35 protein-coding genes and 1 pseudogene are annotated in these 26,936 nt (G+C 30.9%); 31 read left to right on the plus strand and 5 right to left on the minus strand.

Annotated features, from left to right (window positions below; translation table 11 throughout):
* Positions 1-18 precede the first annotated feature (18 nt).
* The 31 genes and pseudogenes from ELQ16_RS01230 (at position 19) to ELQ16_RS10230 (ending at position 21,944) form a co-directional block, all read left to right on the plus strand.
* A complete protein-coding gene (locus tag ELQ16_RS01230) occupies positions 19-516 on the plus strand; it encodes a flagellar FLiS export co-chaperone (protein WP_134237766.1) in 498 nt (165 codons plus the stop codon).
* Positions 517-648: 132 nt separating this feature from the next.
* Positions 649-1,161 (plus strand): hypothetical protein, encoded by a 513-nt coding sequence (locus tag ELQ16_RS01235; RefSeq protein ID WP_134237767.1) that lies wholly within the window; start codon positions 649-651, stop codon positions 1,159-1,161.
* Positions 1,158-1,373 carry a hypothetical protein gene (locus tag ELQ16_RS01240; protein WP_134237768.1) on the plus strand — a complete coding sequence of 72 codons (216 nt, stop codon included), beginning with the start codon at positions 1,158-1,160 and terminating at the stop codon, positions 1,371-1,373. Before ELQ16_RS01235 ends, ELQ16_RS01240 begins: the two co-directional genes overlap by 4 nt.
* Positions 1,370-1,804: a hypothetical protein gene (locus ELQ16_RS01245; RefSeq protein WP_134237769.1), complete on the plus strand. Its 435-nt coding sequence runs from the start codon at positions 1,370-1,372 to the stop codon at positions 1,802-1,804. Before ELQ16_RS01240 ends, ELQ16_RS01245 begins: the two co-directional genes overlap by 4 nt.
* Before the next feature lie 253 nt (positions 1,805-2,057).
* The gene (locus ELQ16_RS01250) at positions 2,058-2,222 is read left to right on the plus strand and encodes an ABC transporter permease (RefSeq protein WP_243832559.1); all 165 of its coding nucleotides are present in this window, start codon (positions 2,058-2,060) and stop codon (positions 2,220-2,222) included.
* 100 nt (positions 2,223-2,322) lie between these two features.
* The gene (locus ELQ16_RS01255; protein WP_134237770.1) at positions 2,323-3,111 is read left to right on the plus strand and encodes a DUF3944 domain-containing protein; all 789 of its coding nucleotides are present in this window, start codon (positions 2,323-2,325) and stop codon (positions 3,109-3,111) included.
* On the plus strand, positions 3,101-3,406 hold the full coding sequence (locus ELQ16_RS01260) for a YkgJ family cysteine cluster protein (protein ID WP_134237771.1): 306 nt from the start codon (positions 3,101-3,103) through the stop codon (positions 3,404-3,406). Before ELQ16_RS01255 ends, ELQ16_RS01260 begins: the two co-directional genes overlap by 11 nt.
* A 1-nt stretch (position 3,407) precedes the next feature.
* The gene (locus ELQ16_RS01265; protein ID WP_208335051.1) at positions 3,408-4,406 is read left to right on the plus strand and encodes a hypothetical protein; all 999 of its coding nucleotides are present in this window, start codon (positions 3,408-3,410) and stop codon (positions 4,404-4,406) included.
* Positions 4,407-4,441: 35 nt separating this feature from the next.
* Complete coding sequence (locus ELQ16_RS01270) at positions 4,442-6,100, plus strand: hypothetical protein (RefSeq protein WP_134237772.1); 1,659 nt, start codon at positions 4,442-4,444, stop codon at positions 6,098-6,100.
* Positions 6,101-6,113: 13 nt separating this feature from the next.
* Entirely contained in the window at positions 6,114-6,974 is an 861-nt protein-coding gene (locus tag ELQ16_RS01275; protein ID WP_134237773.1) for a YafY family protein, read from the plus strand.
* A gap of 66 nt (positions 6,975-7,040) precedes the next feature.
* A complete protein-coding gene (gene infA / locus ELQ16_RS01280; RefSeq protein WP_134237774.1) occupies positions 7,041-7,259 on the plus strand; it encodes a translation initiation factor IF-1 in 219 nt (72 codons plus the stop codon).
* Positions 7,260-7,433: 174 nt separating this feature from the next.
* Positions 7,434-7,547 (plus strand): 50S ribosomal protein L36, encoded by a 114-nt coding sequence (rpmJ, locus tag ELQ16_RS01285; RefSeq protein ID WP_002781429.1) that lies wholly within the window; start codon positions 7,434-7,436, stop codon positions 7,545-7,547.
* Positions 7,548-7,549: 2 nt separating this feature from the next.
* On the plus strand, positions 7,550-7,915 hold the full coding sequence (rpsM, locus tag ELQ16_RS01290) for a 30S ribosomal protein S13 (protein ID WP_002779545.1): 366 nt from the start codon (positions 7,550-7,552) through the stop codon (positions 7,913-7,915).
* Between the two features lie 9 nt (positions 7,916-7,924).
* On the plus strand, positions 7,925-8,317 hold the full coding sequence (rpsK, locus tag ELQ16_RS01295) for a 30S ribosomal protein S11 (RefSeq protein ID WP_002779544.1): 393 nt from the start codon (positions 7,925-7,927) through the stop codon (positions 8,315-8,317).
* 28 nt (positions 8,318-8,345) lie between these two features.
* Entirely contained in the window at positions 8,346-8,972 is a 627-nt protein-coding gene (gene rpsD / locus ELQ16_RS01300) for a 30S ribosomal protein S4 (RefSeq protein WP_087725074.1), read from the plus strand.
* A 14-nt stretch (positions 8,973-8,986) separates the two neighbouring features.
* Complete coding sequence (locus tag ELQ16_RS01305) at positions 8,987-10,000, plus strand: DNA-directed RNA polymerase subunit alpha (RefSeq protein WP_134237775.1); 1,014 nt, start codon at positions 8,987-8,989, stop codon at positions 9,998-10,000.
* A 3-nt stretch (positions 10,001-10,003) separates the two neighbouring features.
* Complete coding sequence (gene rplQ / locus ELQ16_RS01310) at positions 10,004-10,357, plus strand: 50S ribosomal protein L17 (RefSeq protein WP_134237776.1); 354 nt, start codon at positions 10,004-10,006, stop codon at positions 10,355-10,357.
* 132 nt (positions 10,358-10,489) lie between these two features.
* Positions 10,490-11,074, plus strand: coding sequence for an ankyrin repeat domain-containing protein (locus ELQ16_RS01315; protein ID WP_134237777.1), 585 nt, complete (start codon positions 10,490-10,492; stop codon positions 11,072-11,074).
* Positions 11,075-11,228: 154 nt separating this feature from the next.
* Complete coding sequence (gene hisG, locus ELQ16_RS01320; protein ID WP_134237778.1) at positions 11,229-12,128, plus strand: ATP phosphoribosyltransferase; 900 nt, start codon at positions 11,229-11,231, stop codon at positions 12,126-12,128.
* A gap of 7 nt (positions 12,129-12,135) precedes the next feature.
* Positions 12,136-13,422 (plus strand): histidinol dehydrogenase, encoded by a 1,287-nt coding sequence (gene hisD, locus ELQ16_RS01325; RefSeq protein WP_134237779.1) that lies wholly within the window; start codon positions 12,136-12,138, stop codon positions 13,420-13,422.
* Positions 13,419-14,477 carry a bifunctional histidinol-phosphatase/imidazoleglycerol-phosphate dehydratase HisB gene (hisB, locus tag ELQ16_RS01330; RefSeq protein ID WP_134237780.1) on the plus strand — a complete coding sequence of 353 codons (1,059 nt, stop codon included), beginning with the start codon at positions 13,419-13,421 and terminating at the stop codon, positions 14,475-14,477. The genes hisD and hisB overlap by 4 nt, the downstream gene beginning before the upstream one ends.
* Positions 14,474-15,277, plus strand: coding sequence for an HpyAIV family type II restriction enzyme (locus ELQ16_RS01335; protein WP_134237781.1), 804 nt, complete (start codon positions 14,474-14,476; stop codon positions 15,275-15,277). Before hisB ends, ELQ16_RS01335 begins: the two co-directional genes overlap by 4 nt.
* A complete protein-coding gene (locus ELQ16_RS01340) occupies positions 15,277-16,356 on the plus strand; it encodes a site-specific DNA-methyltransferase (RefSeq protein WP_134237782.1) in 1,080 nt (359 codons plus the stop codon). The genes ELQ16_RS01335 and ELQ16_RS01340 overlap by 1 nt, the downstream gene beginning before the upstream one ends.
* Positions 16,353-16,943, plus strand: a complete 591-nt coding sequence (hisH, locus tag ELQ16_RS01345; RefSeq protein WP_134237783.1) for an imidazole glycerol phosphate synthase subunit HisH — start codon at positions 16,353-16,355, stop codon at positions 16,941-16,943. Before ELQ16_RS01340 ends, hisH begins: the two co-directional genes overlap by 4 nt.
* The gene (gene hisA / locus ELQ16_RS01350; protein ID WP_134237784.1) at positions 16,937-17,662 is read left to right on the plus strand and encodes a 1-(5-phosphoribosyl)-5-[(5-phosphoribosylamino)methylideneamino]imidazole-4-carboxamide isomerase; all 726 of its coding nucleotides are present in this window, start codon (positions 16,937-16,939) and stop codon (positions 17,660-17,662) included. The genes hisH and hisA overlap by 7 nt, the downstream gene beginning before the upstream one ends.
* Complete coding sequence (locus tag ELQ16_RS01355) at positions 17,647-18,576, plus strand: HTH domain-containing protein (protein ID WP_134237785.1); 930 nt, start codon at positions 17,647-17,649, stop codon at positions 18,574-18,576. Before hisA ends, ELQ16_RS01355 begins: the two co-directional genes overlap by 16 nt.
* A 9-nt stretch (positions 18,577-18,585) precedes the next feature.
* Positions 18,586-19,353: an imidazole glycerol phosphate synthase subunit HisF gene (hisF, locus tag ELQ16_RS01360; protein WP_134237786.1), complete on the plus strand. Its 768-nt coding sequence runs from the start codon at positions 18,586-18,588 to the stop codon at positions 19,351-19,353.
* 1 nt (position 19,354) lies between these two features.
* Positions 19,355-19,978 carry a bifunctional phosphoribosyl-AMP cyclohydrolase/phosphoribosyl-ATP diphosphatase HisIE gene (gene hisIE, locus ELQ16_RS01365; protein ID WP_134237787.1) on the plus strand — a complete coding sequence of 208 codons (624 nt, stop codon included), beginning with the start codon at positions 19,355-19,357 and terminating at the stop codon, positions 19,976-19,978.
* Position 19,979: 1 nt separating this feature from the next.
* Positions 19,980-20,545 (plus strand): annotated as a pseudogene (locus ELQ16_RS01370) (hypothetical protein).
* Positions 20,546-20,646: 101 nt separating this feature from the next.
* Positions 20,647-21,057, plus strand: coding sequence for a hypothetical protein (locus ELQ16_RS09920; protein WP_208335052.1), 411 nt, complete (start codon positions 20,647-20,649; stop codon positions 21,055-21,057).
* 56 nt (positions 21,058-21,113) lie between these two features.
* A complete protein-coding gene (locus tag ELQ16_RS10230; RefSeq protein WP_243832560.1) occupies positions 21,114-21,944 on the plus strand; it encodes a hypothetical protein in 831 nt (276 codons plus the stop codon).
* Between the two features lie 316 nt (positions 21,945-22,260).
* Here ELQ16_RS10230 and ELQ16_RS01380 read toward each other — a convergent pair whose 3' ends face one another.
* From ELQ16_RS01380 to ELQ16_RS01400, 5 genes are all read right to left on the minus strand, one after another.
* A complete protein-coding gene (locus ELQ16_RS01380; RefSeq protein ID WP_134237789.1) occupies positions 22,261-23,451 on the minus strand; it encodes a molybdopterin molybdotransferase MoeA in 1,191 nt (396 codons plus the stop codon).
* A gap of 2 nt (positions 23,452-23,453) precedes the next feature.
* Positions 23,454-23,876: a GyrI-like domain-containing protein gene (locus tag ELQ16_RS01385; protein ID WP_134237790.1), complete on the minus strand. Its 423-nt coding sequence runs from the start codon at positions 23,874-23,876 to the stop codon at positions 23,454-23,456.
* Positions 23,873-24,316, minus strand: a complete 444-nt coding sequence (locus ELQ16_RS01390) for a molybdenum cofactor biosynthesis protein MoaE (protein ID WP_134237791.1) — start codon at positions 24,314-24,316, stop codon at positions 23,873-23,875. The genes ELQ16_RS01385 and ELQ16_RS01390 overlap by 4 nt, the downstream gene beginning before the upstream one ends.
* Position 24,317: 1 nt before the next feature.
* Positions 24,318-24,539: a MoaD/ThiS family protein gene (locus ELQ16_RS01395; protein WP_087725400.1), complete on the minus strand. Its 222-nt coding sequence runs from the start codon at positions 24,537-24,539 to the stop codon at positions 24,318-24,320.
* Between the two features lie 345 nt (positions 24,540-24,884).
* A complete protein-coding gene (locus ELQ16_RS01400) occupies positions 24,885-26,807 on the minus strand; it encodes an autotransporter outer membrane beta-barrel domain-containing protein (protein ID WP_243832561.1) in 1,923 nt (640 codons plus the stop codon).
* Positions 26,808-26,936: the final 129 nt, after the last annotated feature.

A 26,936-nucleotide genomic window follows, 5' to 3' on the forward strand; every position in this document is an offset into this window, starting at 1 on the left:
CATGTTGAAGGATAAATAATGAGTAAAGAATTAAAAATTTTAGAGCAGCATTTGGGAAAAGTGCAGGCTGTGGGTGAATTTAAGGCGAGTCAAATTTGTACGCAAATCAATGATGCGAATGATTTTATCGGAGCTTTGCAAGTTTTAGATCTTGCTTTAAGGAAAATTCATACAAGTATTAGCACATATGATACGAATTTAGATGAAAGTCAAAAAGGCACTTTGGATGCAAATATATCGCAGTTCATACAAAATTGTTCTTTTATGGGCACGGCACTTTTTGATAATGCTTTTAATGTTTATGTGGGACAAAAACTTTTTGAATTTGAAATTTCAAATCCGCTTTTAATACTGCAAAAATATGGCTACGAAGGTGTTTTGGCTTATGTTGAAGATAAAAGAGAGGAGCTTAAAGGCATTTTAGGCGAGCTAGCAAGCATCATTGCGATGGGGATTGATACTGATTTTGCTAATGCTTTAAATTCTACAAACGATCTTAAAAAAATCTTTTATTAAGCTTGTCAAATTCGGCAAGCTTAATCACTTCTTTTTTCTTACAATAAATTTTTCTAATAATTTTTTCAAATGACACAAGCTGTCGCAAGCTTATTTTATACTTCTTCTTGAAATCAAAATCAAGGAGAAAAAATGAATAAATTAACTTTATTTTTAGGCGGTGTTGCACTAGGTGCTTGTGGCTATGGACTTAAGAAGTGGTATGATAAACAATGCCAAAAAGAACAAGGCGATTGCGATGAGAATTTAGGCAATTTTTTTGAAAACACGACAAAAGACGAAGAAAACTTTAGTGAAGAAAGTTTAAACAAAGAAAAACTTAATGAAAAAAGACTTAACAATAATAGTGAAAGAATTATTGATTTGTTTTATCTTTTAGATAAATACAGCAAGCCTTTTTTGCAAGATTTAAAAGATAAAGAGTTTTTAAATTTCAAAGCAAAATACACAGATGATGTTAGCTATGATTTAAAAAATATAAATTTAGAATTTAAAGATGACTTAGAAGAAATCATTAGGCGGGCTAAAAATTTAAAAGCCTTAGAAGCTTTTTACGAAATCAAAAATAAATACACATCATTTATTTATGCCCTAAATAGAGAGATACACAGAAGAATAAGCAAAATTTTAGCAAAGCAAAAATGATTATTGTAGGAATTTTGGGAGTTTTAATTAGCGTAGTGGCTTTGTTTGCTCATGGGGTGTTTTGGATTGTATTTGGGAGTATATTTTGGGGCGTGATTTTAGCTTTTATGCTTTTAGATTTAAGCGGAAGTTATAGCGTAGTGGCACTTTATATACTTTTTGTAGTACTTAATTTAATTTTAATTTACAAAATTACAAAGGAGAAAAAATGAAAAAATTAGTTTTAGCTTTAGGTGGAATCGCACTAGGTGCTTGTAGTGGCAAAATTTATCAAGGTATTAAAAATACTTGGAATGAATTCATTTTTAAGGATCTTATCGCACTTAGAAAGGTCATCAAGCAATACGAAGAGATGGAGAAAATTTATCCTAGCTATTTAAATGATCCTAAATTTTTAGAATTTAGAAAAGCTTATAAATACGATGCAGAAGTCATTCATAATATGAAAGATCATTTATTTAGCGATTTAAAAAAGGAAAAGCTTATCCAAATAGGCACCACAATGGAAGCTTTTATGGAATATGGCGATAAATATCTTGAAAATGATGAAACGGCGTTGAAAATTAACTGGAGATTTTGTACTATGAAATTTAGATTTGATAGTGCTTTGTTCCAATTACAAGATATAAATAAGATGGATTAGGGGGTTAAATGCGAGAAAAATTAAAATAAATTTATCAAAATTTTGAACTTTTAAATACTCAATTTTCAAGTTATTTTAATGATAAAGAATTTGTGAATTTCAAAAAAGATTTTGAAGTGAAAAATGCTTTAAATTATCGTGATTTTGAGGAATTTGACTTAGAGGAAAAAGACAAAGAAAGGCTTAAAGACATGTAAATTTGTTTGTTAGCTTATGTGGATTTTGCGGTAAAAATACCATGAAAGAACAAACAATGCAAATAATTTCTAGGATTTTTATGCCTATGTTTCTTATCTCTAGTTTGTATTTTGCATTAAAAGAGGAAAAGTTAGATAAGCAAATTCGCAAGGCGTTTAAAGAAAAAGATGAGTTGATGAGAGAAAAATCTTTATGGATTTCCCAAGTCCTACCTTTTTAAAGTTTTGATTAAAATTTTTTAACCTTGTGTTAAAAAATTTATTGACTTTTTATGGCGGCGGGGGGGGGTATAATTTTACGGAATTTTTTAAGGAGAGAGAATGGCTTATAAATTTGATATAGATTTAGAGTTTTCAAGAGAATTAAAAAATGAAGAATTAAATGATCTAGTAAGTATCATAACGCACGATAAAGATGGTTCTGCAAGGTGGACGGAGCTTTTAAGCATTAGTGGGCTTTATAAAACACATTATCCAAATCATCAAAAATATTTAGAACTTATTTTAGAAGAAATTCAAAGATTTGGTGGAAATAGTTTTGTGAACGTTTTTAGAGGAAGCGGAGTTTTATACAAAGAAATTTTGTGCGATGTGGCTGATAAATATAAAGTTAATTACAACAGAAAAGCCGATACCGAACTCATAGAAACAAATCTTTTTATGAAAATTTTGGAAACTTCTTTAGATAAAATGAGTCAAGAGGATATAAAAACAATCTCTCAAGAATTAGATTTAAAGCTAACCAATTTTGATAGACAAGCTTTAATGGCAAGTTTGCAAATTTTAATAAAACAAAGTCTAATAATACCTTTTGTGATAAATAGAACTATTCTTATGGGTGTAGGTTGCATACCGCCTATAATTACTGGTGGTTCCATTCTTGCTGGTACTGCACTAGGGCGTGTTGCTACTATATTCACAGGTCCTATAGGTTGGGCGATTACTGGGGCTTGGACTGCTATAGATTTAGCAGGTCCTGCTTATAGGGTAACAATGCCTTTAGTGATACAAATAGCTTTTTTAAGACAATTATACAAAGCAAAACCCAAAGGTATTAATATTAATTCAATAATAGGAGGTTTTGAAAAAGTAAAAAATAATGAAAAATGAAATTTTTCCTTGCACGTCTTGTGGAGCGTGTTGTAAAAATATAGGCAAAGTAGATGAGTTAAAGGAATTTAATCAAAATGGCGTTTGTATGAATTTGCAAAATGATAATACTTGCAAAATTTATCATACTCGCCCTTTAGTTTGTAGAGTGGATGAATTGTATGAAAAATGTTTTTCTAAACAAATGAGTAAAATTGATTTTTATAATGAAAATATAAAAATCTGCAATTCATTACAAGAAAAATTTAATATAGAGAAAAAATATAGAATTAATTTTTTAAATAAGGAGAATTAAAATGGCAGTTCCATTTATTTTAGGTGGTATAGCATTAGCAACAGGTGCTTTTGGCGCAAAAAAAGCTTATGATGGTTTCAAAGATAAGTCTGAAGCTAACTCTATAAATGATAGTGCAAAGAGTATATTTAATTATTCAAAAGAAAAATTAGAACAAGCAAGAAGTGACGCAGAAAATTCTTTAGAAAATTTAGGTAAAGCCAAATTGCATATTCATCAAAATTCTTTTAAAGAATTCGTAGAAATTTTTTCAAAAATGAAAAATGTTGAAACGCAAGATTTTTCAAAAGATGATTTAAATTTTAATATTCAAGAATTTGTTGAATTTACTAGAGAAAGTGTAGTAAGTTTTACAGAATTAGCAGGAGGTGGAATAGCGTCTTTAGGGGCTGGAGCGCTAGCTGGAATTGGAGCATACGGAAGCGTTGGAATGCTTGCTAGTGCCTCAACAGGAACAGCAATAGCATCTTTAAGTGGAGCAGCGGCTACAAATGCTACTTTGGCTTGGCTTGGTGGTGGAAGTTTAGCTGCTGGAGGTTTTGGTATGGCTGGAGGAATGGCGGTTTTGGGTGGTATAGTGGCTGCACCCGTCTTGGCTGTAGGAGGATTTTTATATTCAAAAATAGGAGAAAAAGCTTTAGATGATGCAAGAAGTAATTTGGCAAAAGCTAAAACAGCAGCACGAGAAATGGATACTGCAACAGTAGCTACAAATGCCATTGAGACTATTGTTGTGAATTCTTTAGAAATGATTCAAAAATTAGATGGAATACTATCAAATGAATTGAGCACTTTTAAATCAATGGTTATTAGAGAAAATGATTATTCTAAATATAGTAATGGAGAAAAATCATATACGCAATATATTGTAAATTTGGTTAAGGCTATTAGCGGAATATGCAAAGTTAATGTTTTAACTGAAGAAGGTGAAGTCAATGAGGAATTTAAAAAAGCCGTGCAAACAGCAAAAGATTTAAGTAAAGAAATTCAAAGTTTATAAGAGGTGATTTCACCTCTTAAATTTAGGAGAATAAAATGAATAAGAAATTATTATTTGATGAATTAATTGATCAACTAGGCACACAAAGCTTAGCAAGACTCGATTTAAATATTTTTGATTTAAATTCTTATGGAGCAATGGTGGAGAGTGCAAAACACACTACAAATACACAAAAAACCATAAAGCAACATGGCGATAATCCAAATGGTTTTGGGCAGTCTTTTGAAACCTTAGAAGTGGGAAAAGAAAATATTAAAAACACTTATTATAAAACAGGAGAAAGAAGCTTTACTACAGATGAACTAGCTGATATTAAAGCGGTTTATAATAATGAAGAAATTGGTGGTAAATATAGCCAAGAAAGAAAAGAAAATATTTTAGCAAATTATAGTTCAGAAGAAATAAAGGCAATAGCAAAAAATGAAAAATTAATGAAATATGCCACCACAAATCACAATTTAGTTGATGTTGTTATAATTGATAAAAATGGCAATATTACCACAGAGCAACTAAAAGCTGTAAATGATAATATATTTAGCAACAAATATAATAGGTATTTTGAAGGAGTAGATAGCGTAAGAGTGGATGAAAATGCCTATAATAACGCTAAAGAAAAATTAGAACAAGCAAAGCTAAATTTTGAAAAACATCCCTCAGAAAAAAATAAAGAAACCTTAAAAGAATATGAAGAAAAATTTAGCAAACTTAAAATGGGTTCTAATAAAGAAGAAGCAGGATATGTAAAAGGCGATAAGAAAGATAAAAATCATACAGATACCAACGAGCCTATGAAAAATGCTTTAAAAAATCAAGCCAAAGAAACATTGAATAATATCCATCAAACAGGAATAAGTGATGCGGCAAGTGTTGTGCTTAGCACTTTTGCAAGTGGTGTTTTATGGGAAATTAAAGATGAATTTTTAGATAATAATTCACAAGATTTTAGCACTAGAATTAAAAGGATAATCACTGAAGTGATTAAAAAAGGTTCAGATTCTTATGCAAGAGGTGCAAGTTTTGGGATGATTGATGGTTTAGTAACTATAATATCGCAATTTTTTAAAAAGATAGGCGGGCAATTAAAATATCTTTGGACCAATATTAGAAATGCAGCAAAATCAATATGGAATGCGATTTATTCTTATATAACTGGAAAAATCACAAACTACGCAGAACTTATCAAAACCATTCTTAAATCTTTATTTTCAGCAGTTATGACTGTATTTGCAGTTGCATTAGAAGCAGAAATCTCAAATAAGCTAAAGCTAATTTTAGGTGAAACCATAGCGGGTATTTTGTCAATTGGAATTTCAATATTTGTTTGCTCTGTAGCTGTTATTTTGTTTTCAAAAACTATAGATTTGACTATCAATGCATTTTTTGGAATTTGTGCTGTAGCTAATATGGCTAAACAAAGAAGAGAAGAAATCGAAAGAGTATATGATGTAATTATGCCTAAAATGATGGAAAATCTTGATAATTTGGAAAAATATATCGCAGATTATACGATAAATTTGCAAAATATGGGCGAAACGAGTTTCAATGAGCTACAAAATGCTTTAAATAAAGAAAATTATGATAAAGCAAATCAAAGCATTATAAAATTAGCTAGTGTATATGGTGTCAATGATTTATTTGTAACAAGAGAAGAATTTGATAATTTTATGGCGAGTGACGAATCGTTTAAAATATAAACAAAGATAATATATGGCACACGATAAACTTGCAGTGCGTTTAGCACAAATTTTAATGCGTTTTAATGATGGAGGAAGCTTTAGTTTAGAAGAGTTAGCAAGTGAGTTTAATGTGGACATTAGAACCATACAAAGAGATTTAAACCAAAGGCTTTCCTTTATGCCTATTAAAAAAGAAAATGGAAAATATTTTTTAGAATCTTTTGCACTCGGCAAGCTTAGTTTCAAAGATATACAAAATTTTGCTATGCTAAGTGGCATTAGAGAGCTTTATCCTAAGCTTGATGAACGCTTTGTAACGGATTTGCTAAGTTCTAAGATAAATGGCATTTTTATGGTAAAAAATGATGGTTTTGAAAAGATTGATTATGAAAGTTTTGAAAAAATCAGCGTGGCTATTTTAAAAAATTTCATAATCACTTTTACTTATAAAGAGAAGCAAAGGGAGGTTAAGCCCTATAAACTTATAAATTATCAAGGAATTTGGTATTTAATAGCTGATGAAAATAATAAATTAAAACATTTTAGTATAAGCAAAATTAAAGATTTATCCACTACTTCAAAAAGCTTTATTCTAAAAGAAGAATTTATAAATCAAATTTTAAATGATAAAAATATCTGGCTAGATGATAGCAAAGAAGCCATTATAAGGCTTAGCAAAAGTGCCAAGGAGTATTTTTTTAGAAAAAATATTTTGCACAATTTTGAATTTATCGATGAAGATGAGCAAAGTTATACTTTAAAAGTGTATTTTTCCTATGATGATGAACTCTTAAACATGGTAAAACAATGGATACCTTATATAAGAATTCTAAAACCGATAAATTTAAAATCAAAACTTGAAATGATTTTAAAAGATTATTTGCAAAATTAATTTTTCATAAATTCAAAGATTTTTTGGTATAATCTTAGCTTTGTATTTTTTATGAAAGGAGAAAATTTGGCTAAAGACGATGTTATTGAAATAGATGGCACCGTTGTTGAGGCTTTGCCTAATGCAACTTTTAAGGTGGAGCTTGATAACAAGCATGTGATTTTGTGCCATATTGCAGGTAAAATGCGTATGCATTATATTAGAATAATGCCAGGTGATAAAGTGAAGGTGGAGCTTACGCCTTATAGCTTAGATAAGGGACGCATTACTTTTAGATATAAATAAAAGTCTAAGTTATTTAAAAGTTTTTTTTAGATAAAATTAGCATTTTTGCGACAAAATGTATCGAACTATATGAAGAGGTATTTTTAAAATTCACCACTTATTTTAAAAATAGTTGGTTATTCATAAAACCTGATGCAGTCGTAAATCAAGTGGAATTTATTTTAAGGAGAACTCATGAAAGTGAGACCATCGGTTAAAAAGATGTGCGACAAGTGCAAAGTAGTTCGCCGTAAAGGCGTAGTTCGCATTATTTGCGAAAATCCAAAACATAAACAAAGACAAGGATAAACATGGCTCGTATTGCAGGTGTGGATTTACCAAAGAAAAAAAGAATTGAATATGGACTCACCTATATCTATGGTATAGGACTTTTTACTTCAAGAAAAATCTTAGACAAAACAGGCATTTCTTATGATAAAAGAGTGCATGAGTTAAGCGAAGATGAAGCAGCAGCTATCAGAAAAGAAATCCAAGAAAACTATATGGTTGAAGGGGATTTAAGAAAGCAAGTTGCTATGGATATCAAAGCACTTATGGATTTAGGAAGCTTTAGAGGCTTAAGACACAGAAAAGGCTTACCAGTTCGCGGACAAAAAACAAAAACAAACGCAAGAACTAGAAAAGGTAAGAGAAAAACTGTTGGTGCAAAATCATAAGGATAAGAAATGGCAAAAAGAAAAATTGTAAAGAAAAAAGTAGTTAAAAAAAATATAGCAAAGGGTATTGTTTATATTAGTGCGACTTTTAACAATACCATGGTAACAGTTACAGATGAAATGGGAAATGCTATCGCTTGGAGTAGTGCAGGTGGTTTAGGATTTAAAGGTTCTAAAAAATCAACTCCTTATGCAGCACAACAAGCAGTAGAAGATGCTTTAAATAAAGCAAAAGAACACGGAATTAAAGAAGTAGGCATTAAAGTGCAAGGACCAGGAAGCGGCAGAGAAACCGCTGTAAAAAGCGTAGGTGCTATGGAAGGAATCAAAGTAACTTTCTTAAAAGATATTACTCCATTAGCTCATAATGGTTGCAGACCGCCTAAGCGTCGTCGTGTCTAAGAAAAGATAAAAATTAGGAGAATTAATTATGGCAAGATATAGAGGACCAGTAGAAAAATTAGAAAGACGCTTTGGTGTTAGCTTGGCATTAAAAGGAGAAAGAAGGCTAGCAGGAAAAAGCGCACTTGACAAACGCCCTTATGCACCAGGACAACACGGAGCAAGAAAAGGTAAAATCAGTGAGTATGGACTTCAATTAAGAGAAAAACAAAAAGCTAAATTTATGTATGGCGTGAGCGAAAAACAATTTAGAAGACTTTTTGCAGAAGCTGCTAGAAAAGATGGAAATACAGGGGTTTTACTCATCCAACTTTTAGAGCAAAGACTTGATAATGTAGTTTATAGAATGGGCTTTGCTACTACTCGTCGTTTTGCAAGACAACTTGTAACTCATGGACACATTTTAGTTAATGGAAAAAGAGTGGATATCCCTAGCTTTAGAGTAGAAGCTGGTGCGAAAATTGAAGTGATAGAAAAAAGTAAAAATAATCCTCAAATTACAAGAGCAATCGAACTTACTGCACAAACTGGAATCGTTGCTTGGGTGGATGTGGAAAAAGATAAAAGATTTGGAATTTTCACTAGAAAACCTGAAAGAGAAGAAGTTGTCATTCCAGTAGAGGAAAGATTTATCGTTGAGCTTTATTCTAAATAATAAAGGAGTTGAATATGAGATATATTACAACATCTGCTTATACACCGACAGAATTTACTATAGAAAATATCAGCGATAATGTGGCCAAGATCAGTGCTTGGCCTTTTGAAATTGGCTATGGCATTACTTTAGCCCATCCACTTCGTCGCTTACTTTATACTAGTACCATAGGTTATGCGCCAACAGCGGTGCATATTGATGGTGTGACTCATGAATTTGATAGTATGCGTGGTATGCTTGAAGATGTGGCTCTTTTTATTATTAATCTTAAAAAACTTCGTTTTAAATTAAAAAACGATTCTGAAAAAGAAACAATAGAGTTTCATTTTAAAGGACCAAAAGAAATTTATGGCAAAGATCTGCAAAATGAGCTTGTTGAAGTTGTAAATGCTGATAGTTATCTCGCGACTATTAATGAAGATGCTGATTTAAAATTCACTGTAATTGTAGAAAAAGGTATAGGCTATGTTCCAAGTGAAGAAATTAGAAATACTTTGACTGATGCTAATTTCATTGCTTTAGATGCTTTTTTTACTCCAGTTAGAGAAGCTGTGTATGATCTTGAAAAGGTATTGTTTGAAGATAATCCAGATTATGAAAAAGTGGTTTTTACCATTACAACTGATGGACAAATTACACCTAATAAAGCTTTTGAACATGCTTTAGAGGCAATGTATAAGCAATTATCGGTATTTGATAAAATCACCAATATACACAATGTTTTAAAAAGTCAAGCTTCAAATAATGACATTGAGAATGCGAAATTATTGCAAAATATTACGGATTTAAATTTAAGTGCAAGAAGTTTTAATTGTCTTGAAAAAGCAGGAATTGTTTATATAGGCGAACTTGCTTTGATGAGTGTAAATGAGCTTGCTGGACTTAAAAATTTAGGCAAAAAATCTTTAGATGAAATTAAAAGCATTATGGAAAGCATAGGTTTTCCTGTGGGGACTTCTAAACTTAGCGATAATAAAGATTTGCTTAAGAAAAAAATTGATGAATTAAAAGCACAAAACGAAGGATAAAGAATGAGACATAAACACGGATATAGAAAACTTGGTAGAACTTCATCTCATCGTGCTGCCTTGTTAAAAAATTTAACTATAGCTTTAGTTAATAGCGGTAAAATCGAAACAACTTTACCAAAAGCTAAAGAATTAAGAGGCTATGTAGAAAGATTAATTACTAGAGCAAGACTTGGAGACTTTAACGCGCATAGGGCAGTTTTTGCTTCTTTGCAAGATAAAAATGCAACGAACAAGCTTGTTACAGAAATAGCTCCAAAATTCAAAGAAAGAAATGGTGGTTATACAAGAATCATCAAAACAAGAATTCGCCGTGGCGACGCAGCCGAAATGGCTTTTATTGAATTTGTAGCTTAATTAATCCTAGCAAAGAGCTAGGATTTTCTTTCTTCTTTCAAATATACTTATATTATTTATGCAAAGCTGGACTTAAAAATGAAAATTATTTTTGTTGCACTGTTTTTTCTGAGCACTTTATTTGGAACAGATATGGAAAAAACTTTATTTGACGCTGTTTATAATAATGACATAAAACGATTGGAACAACTCATCAAACAAGGTGTAAATATTAATATCCAAAATCAGAAAAAACAAAGTCCTATCATGGTTGCAACATATAATAACAATATTAAAATGGTTGAAATGCTTTTTAAAAACGGTGCTGATGTGAATCTTCAAGATGATTATAAAAATACTCCGTTTTTATATGCCGGAGCAACTGGGCAGCTTGAAATTTTAAAAATCATTTATACAAAAGCAGACGCTATAAAACCATTAAATCGTTACGGTGGAAATGCCTTGATACCTGCTTGTGAAAAAGGACATGTTGAAGTTGTTGAATTTTTGCTTAAAAATACTAGCGTAGAAGTAAATCATATCAATAATCTTGGTTGGACAGCACTTTTGGAAGTGGTTATTTTGGGCGATGATACGCCAGAATATGCCAAAATTGTTAAAATTCTTGTAGAAAATGGTGCAGATATTTATATCAAAGATCACAAAGGAAAAGATGCTTTGTATTATGCCAAAAAGAACAAAATGTTTAAAATACTAAAGGTTTTAGAAAACCCATAATCACACAGTGGGTATTAAAATTTCAATTTTGTTTTGAAAAATAAATACTAAAAGTTATTTTAAGAAATTAAATTCGTGCAATTTTAAAAACTCTTGCTTAAAATTCAAATACTTATGATAATATAATTTTTTATTTTATTAGCAAGGAACAAATATGCAAGAAAATTCTCGTTTGCGTCTTGCCATACAAAAATCAGGCAGACTTTCAAAAGAATCTATAGAACTTTTAAACAAATGCGGGATTAAAATGCATATTCATGAGCAAAGTCTTATAGCTTTTGCGACTAATCTACCCATAGACATTTTACGCGTTAGAGATGATGATATACCAGGACTTGTTTTTGACGGCGTTGTCGATCTTGGTATCATAGGGGAAAATGTTTTAGAAGAAAATGAGTTGGAGCGAAAAAGCTTAGGCGAAGAAATAAATTATAAGCTTTTGACAAAGCTTGATTTTGGTTATTGTAGGCTTTCACTTGCCTTGCCACAAGAGAAAAAATTTGATAGTTTAAAAGATTTTGAAAATTTAAGAATCGCCACTTCTTATCCACAGCTTTTAAAACGCTTTATGAAAGAAAATAATATTAATTATAAAAATTGTATGCTTACAGGCTCTGTGGAAGTTGCGCCAAGGGCAAATTTAGCTGATGCGATTTGTGATTTAGTCTCAAGCGGTGCGACTTTACAAGCTAATAATCTTAAAGAAGTTAAAGTCATTTACGAATCTCGTGCATGTTTGATACAAAGATCTAGTGCTTTAAGCGATGAAAAACAAGCCTTAGTGGATAAGATTATGCTTAGAGTTGCAGGAGTAATGCAAGCAAGAGAAAGCAAATACATTATGCTACACGCTCCAAAAGAAAAACTTGATAAAATCAAAGCTTTGTTACCAGGCGTAGAAAAACCAACCATTTTACCTTTAGCACATGATGAAAAAAATGTGGCTTTGCATATGGTAAGTAAAGAAAATCTTTTTTGGGAAACCATGGAAGCCTTAAAAGAGGAAGGTGCGAGTTCGATTTTAGTTTTACCAATAGAAAAAATGTTAAAGTGAGAAAAAAATGCAAATAATAAATTTTAATGAATTAAATGAAGTCCAAAAACAAGAAGTTTTAAAACGCCCTGCAATAGCAGCAAAAGATGAAATTTCGAAAATTGTAAGTTCTATCATCGAAGAAGTAAGGCTTAAAGGCGATGAAGCCTTGATAGAGCAAGCTTTAAAATTTGATAAAACTCAAATTTCAAGCATAAAAATAAGCGAAGAAGAACTAGAAATTGCAAGTACTCGTTTAAGCAAGGATCTAAAAGATGCTATTTTGGTAGCCTATGAAAATATTAAAAAATTCCACGAAGCGCAAATTCCACAAGAAATCTCCGTTGAAACCACTAAAGGTGTTAAATGCGAAGTTTTAACGCGCCCTATCGAAAAAGTAGGACTTTATATACCAGGGGGCTTAGCACCTTTATTTTCAACCGTTTTAATGCTAGCAATTCCAGCTAAAATTGCAAAATGCGAAAAAGTAGTTTTAGCAAGTCCGGCTAAAATAAGTGATGCGACACTTTTTTGTGCCAAACTTTGTGGTGTAGATGAAATTTATCAAATGGGCGGTGCAGGAGCCATAGCAGCACTTGCTTATGGGACAAAAAGCGTTTTAAAAGTAGATAAAATTTTTGGACCAGGAAATGCCTTTGTAACCGAAGCAAAACGCCAAGTAAGTAGCGATTTATCAGGAGCAGCCATTGATATGCAAGCAGGACCTAGTGAAGTTTTAGTTATCGCGGATGAAAAGGCTAATGCGAAATTTGTGGCTAGTGATTTGCTTTCACAAGCTGAACATGGAGCAGATTCTCAAGTGATTTTAGTGTGCTTAAGCAATGAATTTGCACAAAAGGTAAGCGATGAAGTAAGCTTACAGCTTGAAAACTTACCAAGAAAAGAACTAGCAAGTAAAAGCATAGCAAATTCAAGAATTATCATTGCAAAAGATTTAAATCAAGCTTTAGAAATTTCAAATCTTTACGCACCGGAGCATTTAATCATACAAACACAAAATCCACGCGAACTTTTAAGTAAAGTCAAACACGCAGGATCAGTGTTTTTAGGCGAATTAAGCCCAGAATCCATGGGAGATTATGCAAGCGGGACCAATCATGTTTTGCCAACTTATGGGCTTACAAAAACGCATTCTAGTTTAGGTTTGGCAGATTTTAGTAAAAGAATGAGCGTGCAAGAGCTTAGCAAAGAAGGCTTTTTAAATTTAGGAAAAAGTGTTGAAATTTTAGCTGTGAACGAGCATTTAGACGCACATAAAAACGCTGTTTCGTTTCGTTTAGAAAGTTTAAAATGAGTGAAAAAATCCTTTTTATCGATAGAGATGGCACGATCATAGAAGAGCCAAAAAGCGATTTTCAAATCGATAGTCTTGAAAAACTTCGCTTTGAAAAAGATGCTATTCCTGTGCTTTTAAAACTTAAAAATTTTGGTTTTAAATTTGTGCTTGTTTCAAATCAAGACGGCCTTGGAACACAAAGTTTTCCTAAGGAAGACTTTGAAATAGCACATCAAAAAATGCTAGATATTTTGCAAAGTTGTGAAATTGTGTTTAAAGATATTTTCATTTGTCCGCATTTTGAAAATGAAAATTGCGAGTGCAGAAAGCCAAAAACCGCAATGCTTGATGATTATATTAAGTATAATTTATATGATAAAGAACAAAGTTTTGTCATAGGTGATCGTGATACTGATATGATCTTAGCTTCAAATTTGGGTATTTGTGGTTTAAAATATGGCGATTTGAGTTGGAAAGAAATAGAGCAAGAGATTTTAAATTCTTTTCGCACTGCAAGTATTTTGCGTGTCACTAAAGAAACAAATATCAGCGTTAAAGTGTGTTTAAATGGTGGTAAAGTGGCTATTGATACAGGAGTGCCATTTTTTAATCATATGCTTGAACAAATCGCAGTGCATGGCGGGATAGGACTTGAAATTTCTTGCAAGGGCGATTTGGAGATTGATGAGCACCACAGCGTTGAAGATGTAGCTTTAGCCTTAGGAAGTGCCATAAAAAAAGCCTTAGGCGATAAAATAGGCATAGCAAGATATGGTTTTGTTTTACCTATGGATGAGTGTTTGGCAAGTTGTGCGATGGATTTTTGCAACCGCCCACATTTAGTCTATAAAGCTAAATTTAAAAAAGAAAAATTAGGCGAGTTAAGCACAGAAATGATAGAACACTTCTTTTATTCACTAAGCTATTCTATGGGAGTGAGTTTGCATTTAAAAGTCAAAGGTAAAAACGATCATCATAAAGCCGAAGGACTTTTCAAAGCTTTTGCAAAAGCCTTGAAAATGGCAGTAAAAATAGAAAGCGAAAATTTAGCCAGCTCCAAGGGAGTGATATGACTTATCAAAATTTTAAAAATAAACTTGACACAAAAATTTTTGGTGAAGATTTAAATTATGAAATTCTACTTACAGTGCTAAATAACCCTAAACGCTATATAGGATTATTTAGGATTACAAATGCTAAAACAAAACTAATACAAAATATAACTCAAAGTTGTGAAATTAAATTTGGTGATTTTATAGAAGAGATTTTAAGTGAATATATTATTGAAATGGGATATAAAGCACTAGATAAAAATATAGGATTTGATGAAGAAAATAATAAACTTAATGCCGATCAAGTTTTCAATGATGAACATAATATTTACCTTATTGAACAAAAAATTAGAGATGATCATGATAGTACAAAAAAACGAGGGCAATATGCAAATTTAATTAAAAAAATCAAAACTTTAAAACAAAAATTCCCAAATTATCGCATTATTGCTTGTATGTGGTTTAGTGATGATAGTTTAAAGAAAAATAAAAAATTTTATGAAGAACAAATTAACAACAATACAGATGAAAAAGTTGACATTTTTATTTTCTATGGAAAAGAATTGTTTGAAAATCTTTTTCAAAGAATAGATATTTACAATGAACTTATTTCACATCTTAAGAAAAACAAACAAGAAAGAAGTAAGGATATTTTAAATGTTCCAGATTTTGATATAAGCGAAGAAATAAAAAATGCACTTTTAAAAACTAAGAAAAATTATCCAAAATTAATACAAAAGCTACTTTCCAACAAAGAAGAATTTGTAGAACTTAGAAAAGAACTTTTTCCAACAGGTAAAAACTTAAAAGGTTTACAATAATGCAAAAAGATATTATTTTACAAGGTAATTGTTTAGAAATTTTAAAAACCATTCCGGATAAAAGCATTGATTTGATTTTTGCAGATCCACCTTATTTTATGCAAACACAAGGTGAACTTTTAAGAACCAATGGCGAAGTTTTTAGTGGTGTAAATGATGATTGGGATAAATTTGAATCTTTAAAAGCCTATGATGATTTTTGTAAAATTTGGCTTAGCGAATGTAGACGAATTTTAAAAGACGATGCAAGTATTTGGGTTATAGGATCTTTTCAAAATATTTTTAGACTAGGATATATAATGCAAGATTTGGGCTTTTGGATTCTAAATGATATTATTTGGAACAAACCAAATCCTGTTCCAAATTTTAAAGGGACGAGATTTTGCAATTCCCATGAAACTCTTATTTGGTGTTCTAAACATAAAAATTCAAAATATACTTTTAATTATAAAACTATGAAATTTTTAAATAACAACAAACAAGAAAAATCGGTTTGGAATATAGGAATCTGCATAGGGAATGAAAGATTAAAAGGAATAGATGGTAAAAAAATTCACTCTACTCAAAAACCCGAAATTTTGCTTGAAAAAATAATCTTATCAAGTACAAAAAAAGGGGATTTAATTTTAGATCCTTTTTTTGGCACAGGAACCACAGGAGCTATTGCTAAAAAATTAGGGAGATATTATATAGGTATAGAGCAAGAGAAATTTTATGTTAAAATAGCAGAATCTCGAATTAGACAAATAAATATAATTGACAATGAAATTACTAGAAACGAACTCGAAACAAAACCCCCAAAAGTAAGCTTAGAAGAGCTTTTGAATGCTGGATTTTTAAGTGAAAATGAAAAATTCTATGATAAAAATAAAAATTATATTTGTTATTTAGTCAATGGTAATAAAGTAAGTGATGAGAACGAAATTTTAAGCATACATAAAATGGCAGCAAAATATTTAAACAAAGAAAATCATAATGGCTGGAGTTATTTTTATATTTTTAAGAATGAAAATTTTATAAGTATCGATTCTTTAAGATATGAGTATAAAAATTTTACAAATCCTGAAGGGGTAATATGAAACTAGTTATCATCGATACAGCTTGTGCGAATTTAGCTTCACTTAAATTTTGTCTTGATAGATTAGGATTTAATGCTAAAATCAGCAGAGATTTAAAAGATTTAGAAAATGCGGATAAGCTTTTTTTACCAGGGGTTGGTACCGCAGCAAAGGCAATGAGTAATTTAGAAAGTTTTAATTTAATAGATTTTTTAAAAAATACCAAAAAACCCTTACTTGGTATTTGCTTAGGAATGCAAATTTTGGGAGATTTTTCCGAAGAGCTCGATCAAAAAACTTTAGGAATTATGCCTTTTAAAACACAAAAATTTGATTTGCCAAAAGAATACTCTTTGCCACACATGGGTTGGAATGAAGTTTCAAGCACGCACCCACTTTTTAAAGGCTTAAATGGGGCTTATTTTTACTTCGTGCATAGTTACTGCATAGCATTAAATGATTACACTATCGCATCAAGCGAGTATGGAGTGAAATTTAGTGCGTCTTTAGCAAAAGACAATTTTTATGGCGTGCAATTTCACCCTGAAAGAAGCGGTGAAGCGGGCGAAGAGTTGATTTTAAATTTCATTAAGGATATGACATGTTAATCCCCGCACTTGATTTAATTGACGGAGAAGTGGTACGTCTTGTAAAAGGCGATTATGAGCAAAAAAAAGTTTATAAATACGATCCTTTGGAGAAATTTAGAGAATACGAAAAAGCAGGAGCGACTTGGCTTCATTTGGTGGATTTAAGCGGAGCAAAGGATACGAGCAAAAGACAACTTGCTTTGATAGAAAAGTTAGCTAGTAAGGTCAGTGTGAATTTACAAGTAGGTGGTGGAATTCGTACTAAAGCTGAGATAAAAGCTTTGCTTGAAAGTGGAGTAAAACGCGTGGTAATTGGATCTTTAGCGATTACAAACCCCGTGCTTTGCGAGGAAATTTTATCAAGTTTTGGAAGCGAAGCCATCGTTTTGGCTTTGGATACGATTTTAAAAGATGAGTATAAAATAGTCATTAACGCTTGGCAAGATACTAGCGATAAAAGTCTTTTAGAAGTTTTAGAATTTTATAGTGCTAAAGGCTTAAAACATATACTTTGTACTGATATTTCAAAAGATGGCACTATGCAAGGAGCAAATGTCTTACTTTATAAATTTATCTACGAAAAATTCCCACAAATTCATATACAAGCAAGCGGTGGTGTGGCGAGTTTAGAAGATCTTAAAAAACTAAAGGGCATTTGTAGCGGTGTAATTGTCGGAAAAGCTTTGCTGGACGGAGTTTTTAGCGTAGAAGAAGGGATAAAATGTCTAGCAAATTAACTTATAAAGAATTGATTATAGAAGTTTTAAAACAAGCCAAAAAGCCTTTAAGTGTGAGTGAAATTTGGCAAATTGCTCTTGAAAAAGGTTTGGATAAAAAACTTAGTAGTATAGGGCAAACACCTACTCAAACACTTTGGAATAGACTACTTACGGATAAAATTGATTTTATCAAATCTTCCATAAAACCGACAACTTTTTGGTTAAAGGAAAGAGAAAAAGAACTTTTAAAACTTGGAAATAAAAATGAAATTATCATCGAAAAACAAGAAAAAAACAATTTTCACGAAAGAGATTTGCACCCATTATTAGTAAAATTCTTATATGAAAACGCAGATTTTAATTTAAATTGTAAAACCATTTATCACGAGCAAAGTAAAAAGGGTAAAAGTGGCGCAGATAAATGGAATTATCCTGATATTGTGGGAGTTTATTTTCCTTATGATGATTATGAAAAAGAAACCATAACGCTTTTAGAAAATATCAAACAAAATAGCTATAAACTTTTTTCTTTCGAGCTTAAAATCACTTTGAATTTTTCGAATTTAAAAGAAAGCTATTTTCAAGCTGTGAGTAATTCTAGCTGGGCAAATGAAGGTTATTTGGTGGTTTTAAAAGAAATTGATAGTGAAGTTTTAAGCGAGTTAAGACGCTTAAATCAAAGCTTTGGCATAGGAGTGATAAAGCTTGAAAAAGATATTTTTAATTCTTCGATTTTGCTTAGTGCGAAAGAAAGAGAACTTGACATACAAACTTTAAATATGCTGATTAATAAAAATCCAAATTTTAAAGAATTTATAGATGATATAAATAAGCAAATCAAACTAGGCAGTGAAGCTAAAGTTCAAGCTAAATTTGACAAGATTAAAAGCGATGAAGAAATGCAAAAATATCTCAAAGAGAAAGGTATTTGAAAAGACAAAATGCTTACAAAACGTATAATTGCATGTTTGGATGTAAAAGATGGCAGGGTAGTAAAAGGGACGCAGTTTAAAAACCATAAAGATATGGGAGATATCATAGAGCTTGCAAAGCGTTATTCGCAAAATGGTATCGATGAGCTTGTATTTTATGATATAGCTGCAAGTGCTAGAAAAGAACGCATTTCAAGAAATTGGGTAAGCGAAGTGGCTAAAAATATCAACATTCCTTTTTGTGTCGCAGGAGGCATTAAAAGCGAAGAAGATGCAGCCGAGCTTTTAGCTAATGGTGCGGATAAAATTTCTATCAATTCTCCTGCGTTAAATGATCCAAGCTTAATCACACGCCTTGCAAAAAACTTTGGTGTGCAGTGTGTTGTGGTTGGCATTGATAGCTTTAAAGATGAAAATGGCAATTTAAAGGTATTTAAATACACAGGCGATGAAAAGACAAGCACGCATAGTGGAAAAAGCACGATAGAGTGGGTTAAAGAAGTCCAAAATTTAGGTGCTGGAGAGATCGTGCTAAATATGATGAATCAAGACGGCGTTAAAAATGGCTATGATTTAGAGCAATTAGCCTTAGTAAAGCAAGAATGCAAAGTGCCTTTGATAGCAAGTGGCGGAGCTGGAAAAATGGAGCATTTTTTAGAAGCTTTTGAAGTAGGTGTTGATGGAGCTTTAGCCGCTTCTGTTTTTCATCAAAAAATCATTGATATTAAAGAATTAAAACAATACTTAAAAACTAAAGGCATAAGCGTAAGGATATAAAATGCAAAATTATGAAAATTTAAATGAAAAAATCAATTGGCAAAAGGTAGATGGACTTATACCTGCCATAATACAAGATGCAAAAACTTGTGAAGTTTTAATGCTAGGATTTATGGATCAAAAAGCTTTGGAAAAAAGCTTAGAAAGCAAAAAAGTCGTGTTTTTTTCACGCACTAAAAATCGCCTTTGGATGAAGGGCGAAGAAAGTGGAAATTTCTTAAATATAGTGGATTTAAGCCTTGATTGTGACAATGACACGCTTTTGATTTTAGTAAATCCCATGGGTCCTACTTGCCACACAGGAGATATTTCTTGTTTTGAAAAGCTTTCTAAAAACGCAGATTTTGTCTTTTTATCGCGTTTAGAAAAGCTGATAAATTCACGCAAGAATGCTGATGAAAGCACTTCTTACACTGCAAAACTTTTTAAAAGTGGCACCAAACGCATTGCACAAAAAGTCGGTGAAGAAGGCGTAGAAACTGCGCTGGCAGCGACGATTAAAGACAAAGATGAGCTAATTTGTGAAGCAGCTGATTTGATGTATCATTTAAGCGTTTTGTTAGCAGATGCGAATTTAAGTTTTTCAGATGTGATTGCTAAGCTTAAAGAAAGACATAAAGAATAATTTGAAAAGGACTATTTTAGGCTTTTTAATCTTTTTTGTTTATCCTGCTTCGATGATGTTTCTTATCTTAATGCATAGAAAATATATTTCCGAAGTGCCTATGCTTAGTTCTCATGCAAGCGCGGAAATTTTTAAACGCATAAGTATTTATTATTTTTATCTTTTGGTAATTCATACCCCTTTATTTTTAGTGTGGAAAAAAGTTATTTTAAAGATAGAAAGTTTAAATTTTATAAATACTTTTTACTTTGGGATTGCTTTTAGTCTTTGTGTGTTTTTCTTGCTTACCTTGCCTTTAGATGGGCATTTAGCCTTAGTGCCTTTGCTTTGTGTATTGTTTGGTTTTGTCTTTGTTTTTAAATTTATTTATTTTTGTTTTAAACAAATTTCTCATTTTACTTGGAAAAAATTAATTTTGATTTTTACTTTTGTTTCGGGTGTTTGTGTAGGTTTGATTTATATCTTTTTTTGCCTTTATTATCAGCTTCATGTTTTTGATGATTATGATTTTTAGGTAAATTTTATAATATCCCCGCTCATAAAAGACCTTTGAATTTTATATTTTGAGCAGTATTTTAATTTTTTGTTTGATTTATATTAAATTTAAAAATAAAATAAGATTAAATTATGATAAAGTCTTTATTTAGATTGATTTTCAAAGGTTTAAAATGGAAAATTCACAAGAAAATTTACTTCAAAAGAAGATAAAAGAAATTCGTTTTAAAGCTATAGCGAGTATTGTTTGTGGCTTTTTAGGTATCATTCCTTATATTGGAGCTTTATTTTCTCTTGCGAGTTTGATTTTATTTTTTATTGTGCTTTATGATTTAAAAATCTATGGTGGCGCTAAAAAACTATTTACCAACTTCTTTATTGCGTTAGGAATTTTGATTTTTGGTAGTGTTATTGCTGTTATTGCTGTATTTATGATTTTAGAACCTCGCATTGGTTATAGTCGGTTTTATTTTAATGGGGATAATATCTTTTTAGGTATTGCTGTTTTTTTAATATTGTATGTCCTAATTATAGCTTTAATTTTTCCTTTTTTAAGGCCTTTTATTATGAAATCGCTAGAGTAACTAAACAAAAGTATTTTATCAATGTTTTTTGGGCTTATTTTATAGGGATTTGCACTTTGCCTTTATTTGGTTTAGGTGCTATAGGAATATTAATAGGTGATATTTTAAAGCTTGTAGCGTGGATAGAATTTAAAGAATTTGATAAGCAAGAATTTTCAAACAAAGAAGAAAATTCAAACAGACAAGAAATTTTAAATAAAGAAAAATTTGCACTCTCAATACAAAAAGTTATTTTCGATTTTGATTTAAAATGGATTAAAATCACAATGACTTTATCTTTAATTTTAAGTGCAATTGCTTTTGGAATTATAAATTTTGCCAAAATGATATTGTTTCAATCTATGTATTTTGAACCTATGAATTATGAGCCTAACGCTCGTCAAGACTTGTTGCAAAATCTTTTCAGCATTCATCCTTTTTTATTTTATTCGGCGATAATTTTAGCCTTACTTAGTGTGTTTTTATTTTGCAAAAAGTTAAAAACTTATAAAATATTTATTTATTTTCTTGTGTGGCAGGTTTTGGTTGTTCTTGGATCAAATTCGTATTCTATTTTAAAATTAATAATGAGTGAAAATATTTCTTTTGCGAATAATATTTTTGGGAAAATTATAAGCATAGCTTCCATTATTCTTGCCTTTTTCTTCTTTAGGGCCTTAGTTCAAGTTACGAAAGAAAAACTTTTTTATTTTGTTTTTGTATTTTTTGCTTGTAAGGAGATTACAATATTTGTAAAATGGATTGTTTTTAAGATAACGGGTTTAGAAACGCCAGTATCAATGATAGCAACTTATATTAATACTCCATTGATAATTATTTATTTGATTTTGTTTTTAATTACTTGGCTTAATTTAAAAGGGCAAAAAAGTGCAAAAATTAATCCTTAATAAAACAAATAATCTTGCTTAAGATTTTAATGATTTTATAGCTTATTGAAAAAATTAGAAAAAAGGGGCTTGATTTTTTTTGATAACATTTTTTCAAATTTTTAAAAGGAGAAAAAATGGCTATTACTTTAGCGGTTTAAAAGGGAAGTTTTATATATGTTTATGATGGAAACAAACAATTGTATGTTAAACCTGCAGGGCAGCTAGTTGGTTTCACAAGCTCAAATGTTAGTATAAAAAATTCGAGTTTTATATACACTTACGATGAAAAAGGAAGTCAAATATCTGTAACTCCTGTTTAAACTTTATACCTTTTTCAAGGCATAAAAATAATATCCACTAAGCTTTCATTTTCTAAAATTTCACATTCTTTTGGTGCTATCATTAATGCAGCTTTATTGTTAAGATTATTTATAATCGCACTGGAGCCTTCTTTTTTACCTTCCAAATTTGCCAAAATGCGTCCATTTTTAAATTCCACATTACAGGCGACAAATTCCAAATAGGGACTTTTTTTCTTATAGCTTCCTTGCAAAAAAGCCTTGCAAACATAGTCTTTTGGCTGAAGTAGCCACGCATTTATTATTTCTCTTGCATAAAGATTAAACATCACCATAGCAGAGTAAGGAAACCCAGGTAGGGCGATGATGAATTTTTCATCTATTTTAGCAATTTTTATATGACGCCCTGGTTTTATATCTGCTTTATCAATGATGAGTTCGTATTCTTTAATGGCTTTTTTTAAAAAGTCAAAATCTCCCATAGAAACGCCACCCGTTGTAACTAAAATATCACAACTTCCCAAAGCAGCTTTTATAGCCTTTGAAGTATCTTTTTCATCATCTTTTAAAAGAGCAAATATGCGGACATCGCAATTTAAATTTTTAGCCAAATTTGCTATGGCGATGTGATTAGAAGATCTAATTTGTGCAGGATTTTCCAAACTTTCGCCTAAATCTTTTATCTCACTTCCACTGCTTAAAACCCCAATTATAGGCTTTATAAACACGCTAATGTGAAAAAATCCAAGTTCGGCTAGAAGCGCAATTTCACTATAATTTAGCTTCGTGCCTTTTTTAAGTAAAATTTCACCCTTTTTGTAATTTTCGCCAATCTCTCTAACCGCAAAGCCTTTAGGAACTTTTTTTTCTATAAAAAGCGTATTATTTTCCACTCTTACATTTTCCACAGGCACCAAAGTATCGCTTCCTTCACTCATCAAAGAGCCTGTAAAAGTCTTCACACAAGTATTTGCTTCAAGCTTAAATTCGGGCATTTTTCCAGCAGGAGTTATGCCCAAAATTTTTAAAGGCAGATCTTGATCTTCAAATTTAATAGCATAGCCATCCATTGCTGAAGTTGGCATACTAGGTTGGTTTTCACTCGCTTTTATATCATTTGCTAATATGCGTCCCAAACACTGCGTTAAAGCCACTTTTTCCACTCTTTCGTAAGGCTTTATGTGAGAATGCAAGATCTCTAAACTTTTTTCATAAGGCATTAGCATTTTTACTCCTTGATACCAATGTAAATTTGGACTTTATTTGCAGTATAAAAGTCAAAATCTGTTTCAAATTTTCTTTGCAAATTTGAATTTTTGAAAAATTTATAAATTTCTTGCCAAAGTTTTGGTGTGATGATTTCAGGTTTTCCAAAGTCTTCAAAAAGCATATATTTTCCTTCTTTTATAAGCACTTTTTCACCCTTTTCTTTTTCTTTCACACCCACGCAGACTTTGTACTCTAAATTTTCTAAGTCTAAAGTGTTTTTATAATCATAATACACGCTATAAATTTCACTTGGTGTGCTAAGAATTTGATGAAAATTTTTCCATAAAGGAATGATTTGTGAAGTTTTAACATCACTTTCAAATTTGGCATTTGTCAAAGCGCTCACACCAAAAATACTAAATTGTTCTAACTCTTTTATCATTTTAAAAGTCCAGCACCGCAGAGTTTACTTGATCTTTCTTTAGCGTAAATTCTTTGCTTATTTATCACATCGTATTTCCAAATGGGCGCACTTGCTTTAAAATCTTCCACAAATTCATTGATGAGTTTAAGCCCTAATTTTCTTTGTTTGCTTAAAATCCCTGCTAAATACGAACTTTCGTGAATTTTTACATCGCCAATTGAATGTGCAAAAAGCAAAATCACTCCATCATTTTCAACTCTTTTTTGCCATTCATTAAACCAATTTTTTAAAAGCGGTTCGTAAATATCAAAACTTAGAGCTTCAATGCTATTTTCTTCACGCACTATGCCACAAAATGTAAGCAGTGTACCACAATTTTTATTTTTTGCAAATTCATACCATTTTGCATAAATTTGTGGGATTTCTAAAGCCCCATTTACAAGTATAAACTCACTCATTTTAGCCCCCACAAACCGGTGGTAAAAGTGCTATTTTATCGCCATCTTTTAAAGGGGTATTTTCATCAAAAATGATTGTTTCGTTTAAAGATACGGCGCAAAGTTCTAGCCATTCTTTTAAGCTTTCATCTTGTTTTAAAATTTCTTTTAATTCTTTTAAATTATTGATATTTAATTCTAGTTTGGGTTTGTTTATAGGACCTAAAAATTCAACACTAACCATAATTTCTCCAAAATTTTAAAAGTTTGAGTATAGCATTAAATTTTTTAGATTTTGTTTTAAAAGAATAGGATAGATGAAAATCTTAAAGAAATAAAAAATTTACATAAAAATAAATTTTAAAAAGCAAAACAATTAAAAAACCACAAAAAAACAAAATCACTTCTTTTATGGTAGAGGAATTCTCAAAGAAAAAAGAGTTTTAATAAAATCTTTAAAATCTTTAAAATCTTTAAAATCTTTAAAATCTTTTGTAAAAAAGTAAAGTGATTGAATTTCACTTTACTTGGTTAAAATAAACTTAGCTAAGTAAAACAAAATAGATTCATTTTACTGAGCTTTAAATCCTTAGAATCTATATTTAAACCCAACTTGCCCACTCACATAGGTTTCGTTTTTGCTATCTACTTTGCCTGCTAAGATTTGCTTAGCACCAATACCTGCATTAAGACTGAATTTCTCATTAATATCTACATTACCGCCTACGATGATTTGTCCATAAGTTTTTTTCTTATCATTAGCTTTTACATTGCTAAAGAAAGCATTGCCAATAGATAAATTTGCAACATAATCATCTCCACTATTAATAATAAATTGTTCTATTTTTGGAGTAATAAAAAGATAAGAGCTTTCACTCATATATTTTCTAAGCTCAGCACCAAGTTCTAAACTCACAGAATTATTAGTCATAGAATCAACATTAAAACCACCAATGTTATTATTTTCAGTGTAGCTTGGAGTATAAGAAAGATAATAATTTACACCCGCAAAAGGTTTGATAAATAAAGTATTATCACTAAAATCAAACACACGACCCACATTTGCACTTAAACCAAAGAATTTACTTGTAAAATCAGAAGTTGCTAAACCTTGTGTGGTAATATTGCTTTGATCGGTCGGAGAAAGTTGTGCGTATGCTCTTAAGCCAAGTTCCCATTTAGGTGCGATATTAATAGTAGAATAAAGTCCTAATTGGAAATTATCACTATCTTGCTCTAAGCTATTATCTTTGATTTTTGAGCTTGCATAAGTAAAATAAGTCCCTAATAATACACTATCATTAATCTGTCTATCCCCGCCTATAGTAGCACCATATATAGCCCCACTATCGCCATCTATAATATTTGCACCACCAAAAGCATTAGCCCAAATACTGTTTTTATAATCATCTAAATAATTTCCAGCCATATCAGTGCTTGCAAATCTAAGTTTAGAAAGTCTTGAAGCATAGTTTCCATAAGGATTATTTAGCATTGCTATTCTTTGTCCTATGGATACATCATTGCTTACACTTATGGTTGTGTTGGTTGCATTTGAAGCAGAGTTTAGATTAGTGATAGCTTTACCTGTGTTGTCTGTGTCTTTTTTGATATTAAGGGCTAGTTTGACGCCGCTAAGACTTTTTAGATCTAGTCCTAAACCTTGATCTGCAAGTCGGTCTGCAATACCTCTAAGATTAAGCACAGCTTGATAATCGGCACTTCCTTCTTTTAGTCCATATAATTTTACTACTTCTTTGTCTAAGTTTGGATTGTTTTCGCCTTTTTGTATTATTTCATCTAATTTTGTTTTTTGTTCTTCAAGCTGAGCTTTTATTTCTTGATCTTCAGGATTGCTAAATTCTCCTATTAGTTTTCCTAGCATAGCTGAGTCAATTTTTAATTGGGTTAGGGTATCTTTTAAAGTATCAGTCGCTTTGCCATTTGCTACCAAGCATTTGCTAGATCCGCAATTTACTTCTTTTAAATTGTAATCCACCAAAGTGTCATCAAGTACTATACTTTGAAAGGTATCTTGACTTTTATCTATATTGATATAATCACTTGCAAATTTGCCATATGAAGCTTCGGCTGTATTTGATGTGCTTATGTCTTTATTAAATCCTTGTGCTTGGATCAAAAGTGCGTCTTTAGTAAGCAAATCTTTAAAAGATGTGCCATTTACACTAAATTTAGAATTAGTGATATTTACATTTTTAGCAACTTTTATAGAATAATTTTGCGTTGCGTAAGGATTTCCAAATTCAAAAAAGGTATTATTTGCATTTAAATTTCCATTCACGATAAGATCATTGCCATATACAGATACTCTTGAGCCTTTTAACGCATCATTATCTACCAAGCTAGTTCCGCTAAGGCTTAAATCTCCATTGATCACCGAGCCACTTTGATTAACATATAAATTCATATCTTTTAGTATAGTTTCTTTAGCATTTACATAAAGATTTGCAATGCTAGAACTTCCCATACTTAAAGTATTTTTATCGCCCAAATCAAAGACATATTTAAATTCATCAGTATCGATATCTTTACCTTCTGGATTTAAAAAACCTTCATCATCAAACCTAGAAATATTTGATTTTATGGTTAAATCATTGCCTTTTAAACTATCTCTATCAAT

The organism is Campylobacter sp. US33a, from assembly GCF_004378855.1.
Lineage (GTDB): Bacteria > Campylobacterota > Campylobacteria > Campylobacterales > Campylobacteraceae > Campylobacter_D.

Coding starts and splice junctions, on each gene's coding strand:
- ELQ16_RS01230 (WP_134237766.1), top strand. CDS start 19: ATGAGTAAAGAATTAAAAATTTTAGAGCAGCATTTGGGAAAAGTGCAG.
- ELQ16_RS01235 (WP_134237767.1), top strand. CDS start 649: ATGAATAAATTAACTTTATTTTTAGGCGGTGTTGCACTAGGTGCTTGT.
- ELQ16_RS01240 (WP_134237768.1), top strand. CDS start 1,158: ATGATTATTGTAGGAATTTTGGGAGTTTTAATTAGCGTAGTGGCTTTG.
- ELQ16_RS01245 (WP_134237769.1), top strand. CDS start 1,370: ATGAAAAAATTAGTTTTAGCTTTAGGTGGAATCGCACTAGGTGCTTGT.
- ELQ16_RS01250 (WP_243832559.1), top strand. CDS start 2,058: ATGCAAATAATTTCTAGGATTTTTATGCCTATGTTTCTTATCTCTAGT.
- ELQ16_RS01255 (WP_134237770.1), top strand. CDS start 2,323: ATGGCTTATAAATTTGATATAGATTTAGAGTTTTCAAGAGAATTAAAA.
- ELQ16_RS01260 (WP_134237771.1), top strand. CDS start 3,101: ATGAAAAATGAAATTTTTCCTTGCACGTCTTGTGGAGCGTGTTGTAAA.
- ELQ16_RS01265 (WP_208335051.1), top strand. CDS start 3,408: ATGGCAGTTCCATTTATTTTAGGTGGTATAGCATTAGCAACAGGTGCT.
- ELQ16_RS01270 (WP_134237772.1), top strand. CDS start 4,442: ATGAATAAGAAATTATTATTTGATGAATTAATTGATCAACTAGGCACA.
- ELQ16_RS01275 (WP_134237773.1), top strand. CDS start 6,114: ATGGCACACGATAAACTTGCAGTGCGTTTAGCACAAATTTTAATGCGT.
- rpmJ (WP_002781429.1), top strand. CDS start 7,434: ATGAAAGTGAGACCATCGGTTAAAAAGATGTGCGACAAGTGCAAAGTA.
- rpsM (WP_002779545.1), top strand. CDS start 7,550: ATGGCTCGTATTGCAGGTGTGGATTTACCAAAGAAAAAAAGAATTGAA.
- rpsK (WP_002779544.1), top strand. CDS start 7,925: ATGGCAAAAAGAAAAATTGTAAAGAAAAAAGTAGTTAAAAAAAATATA.
- rpsD (WP_087725074.1), top strand. CDS start 8,346: ATGGCAAGATATAGAGGACCAGTAGAAAAATTAGAAAGACGCTTTGGT.
- ELQ16_RS01305 (WP_134237775.1), top strand. CDS start 8,987: ATGAGATATATTACAACATCTGCTTATACACCGACAGAATTTACTATA.
- rplQ (WP_134237776.1), top strand. CDS start 10,004: ATGAGACATAAACACGGATATAGAAAACTTGGTAGAACTTCATCTCAT.
- ELQ16_RS01315 (WP_134237777.1), top strand. CDS start 10,490: ATGGAAAAAACTTTATTTGACGCTGTTTATAATAATGACATAAAACGA.
- hisG (WP_134237778.1), top strand. CDS start 11,229: ATGCAAGAAAATTCTCGTTTGCGTCTTGCCATACAAAAATCAGGCAGA.
- hisD (WP_134237779.1), top strand. CDS start 12,136: ATGCAAATAATAAATTTTAATGAATTAAATGAAGTCCAAAAACAAGAA.
- hisB (WP_134237780.1), top strand. CDS start 13,419: ATGAGTGAAAAAATCCTTTTTATCGATAGAGATGGCACGATCATAGAA.
- ELQ16_RS01335 (WP_134237781.1), top strand. CDS start 14,474: ATGACTTATCAAAATTTTAAAAATAAACTTGACACAAAAATTTTTGGT.
- ELQ16_RS01340 (WP_134237782.1), top strand. CDS start 15,277: ATGCAAAAAGATATTATTTTACAAGGTAATTGTTTAGAAATTTTAAAA.
- hisH (WP_134237783.1), top strand. CDS start 16,353: ATGAAACTAGTTATCATCGATACAGCTTGTGCGAATTTAGCTTCACTT.
- hisA (WP_134237784.1), top strand. CDS start 16,937: ATGTTAATCCCCGCACTTGATTTAATTGACGGAGAAGTGGTACGTCTT.
- ELQ16_RS01355 (WP_134237785.1), top strand. CDS start 17,647: ATGTCTAGCAAATTAACTTATAAAGAATTGATTATAGAAGTTTTAAAA.
- hisF (WP_134237786.1), top strand. CDS start 18,586: ATGCTTACAAAACGTATAATTGCATGTTTGGATGTAAAAGATGGCAGG.
- hisIE (WP_134237787.1), top strand. CDS start 19,355: ATGCAAAATTATGAAAATTTAAATGAAAAAATCAATTGGCAAAAGGTA.
- ELQ16_RS09920 (WP_208335052.1), top strand. CDS start 20,647: ATGGAAAATTCACAAGAAAATTTACTTCAAAAGAAGATAAAAGAAATT.
- ELQ16_RS01380 (WP_134237789.1), bottom strand. CDS start 23,451: ATGCTAATGCCTTATGAAAAAAGTTTAGAGATCTTGCATTCTCACATA.
- ELQ16_RS01385 (WP_134237790.1), bottom strand. CDS start 23,876: ATGATAAAAGAGTTAGAACAATTTAGTATTTTTGGTGTGAGCGCTTTG.
- ELQ16_RS01390 (WP_134237791.1), bottom strand. CDS start 24,316: ATGAGTGAGTTTATACTTGTAAATGGGGCTTTAGAAATCCCACAAATT.
- ELQ16_RS01395 (WP_087725400.1), bottom strand. CDS start 24,539: ATGGTTAGTGTTGAATTTTTAGGTCCTATAAACAAACCCAAACTAGAA.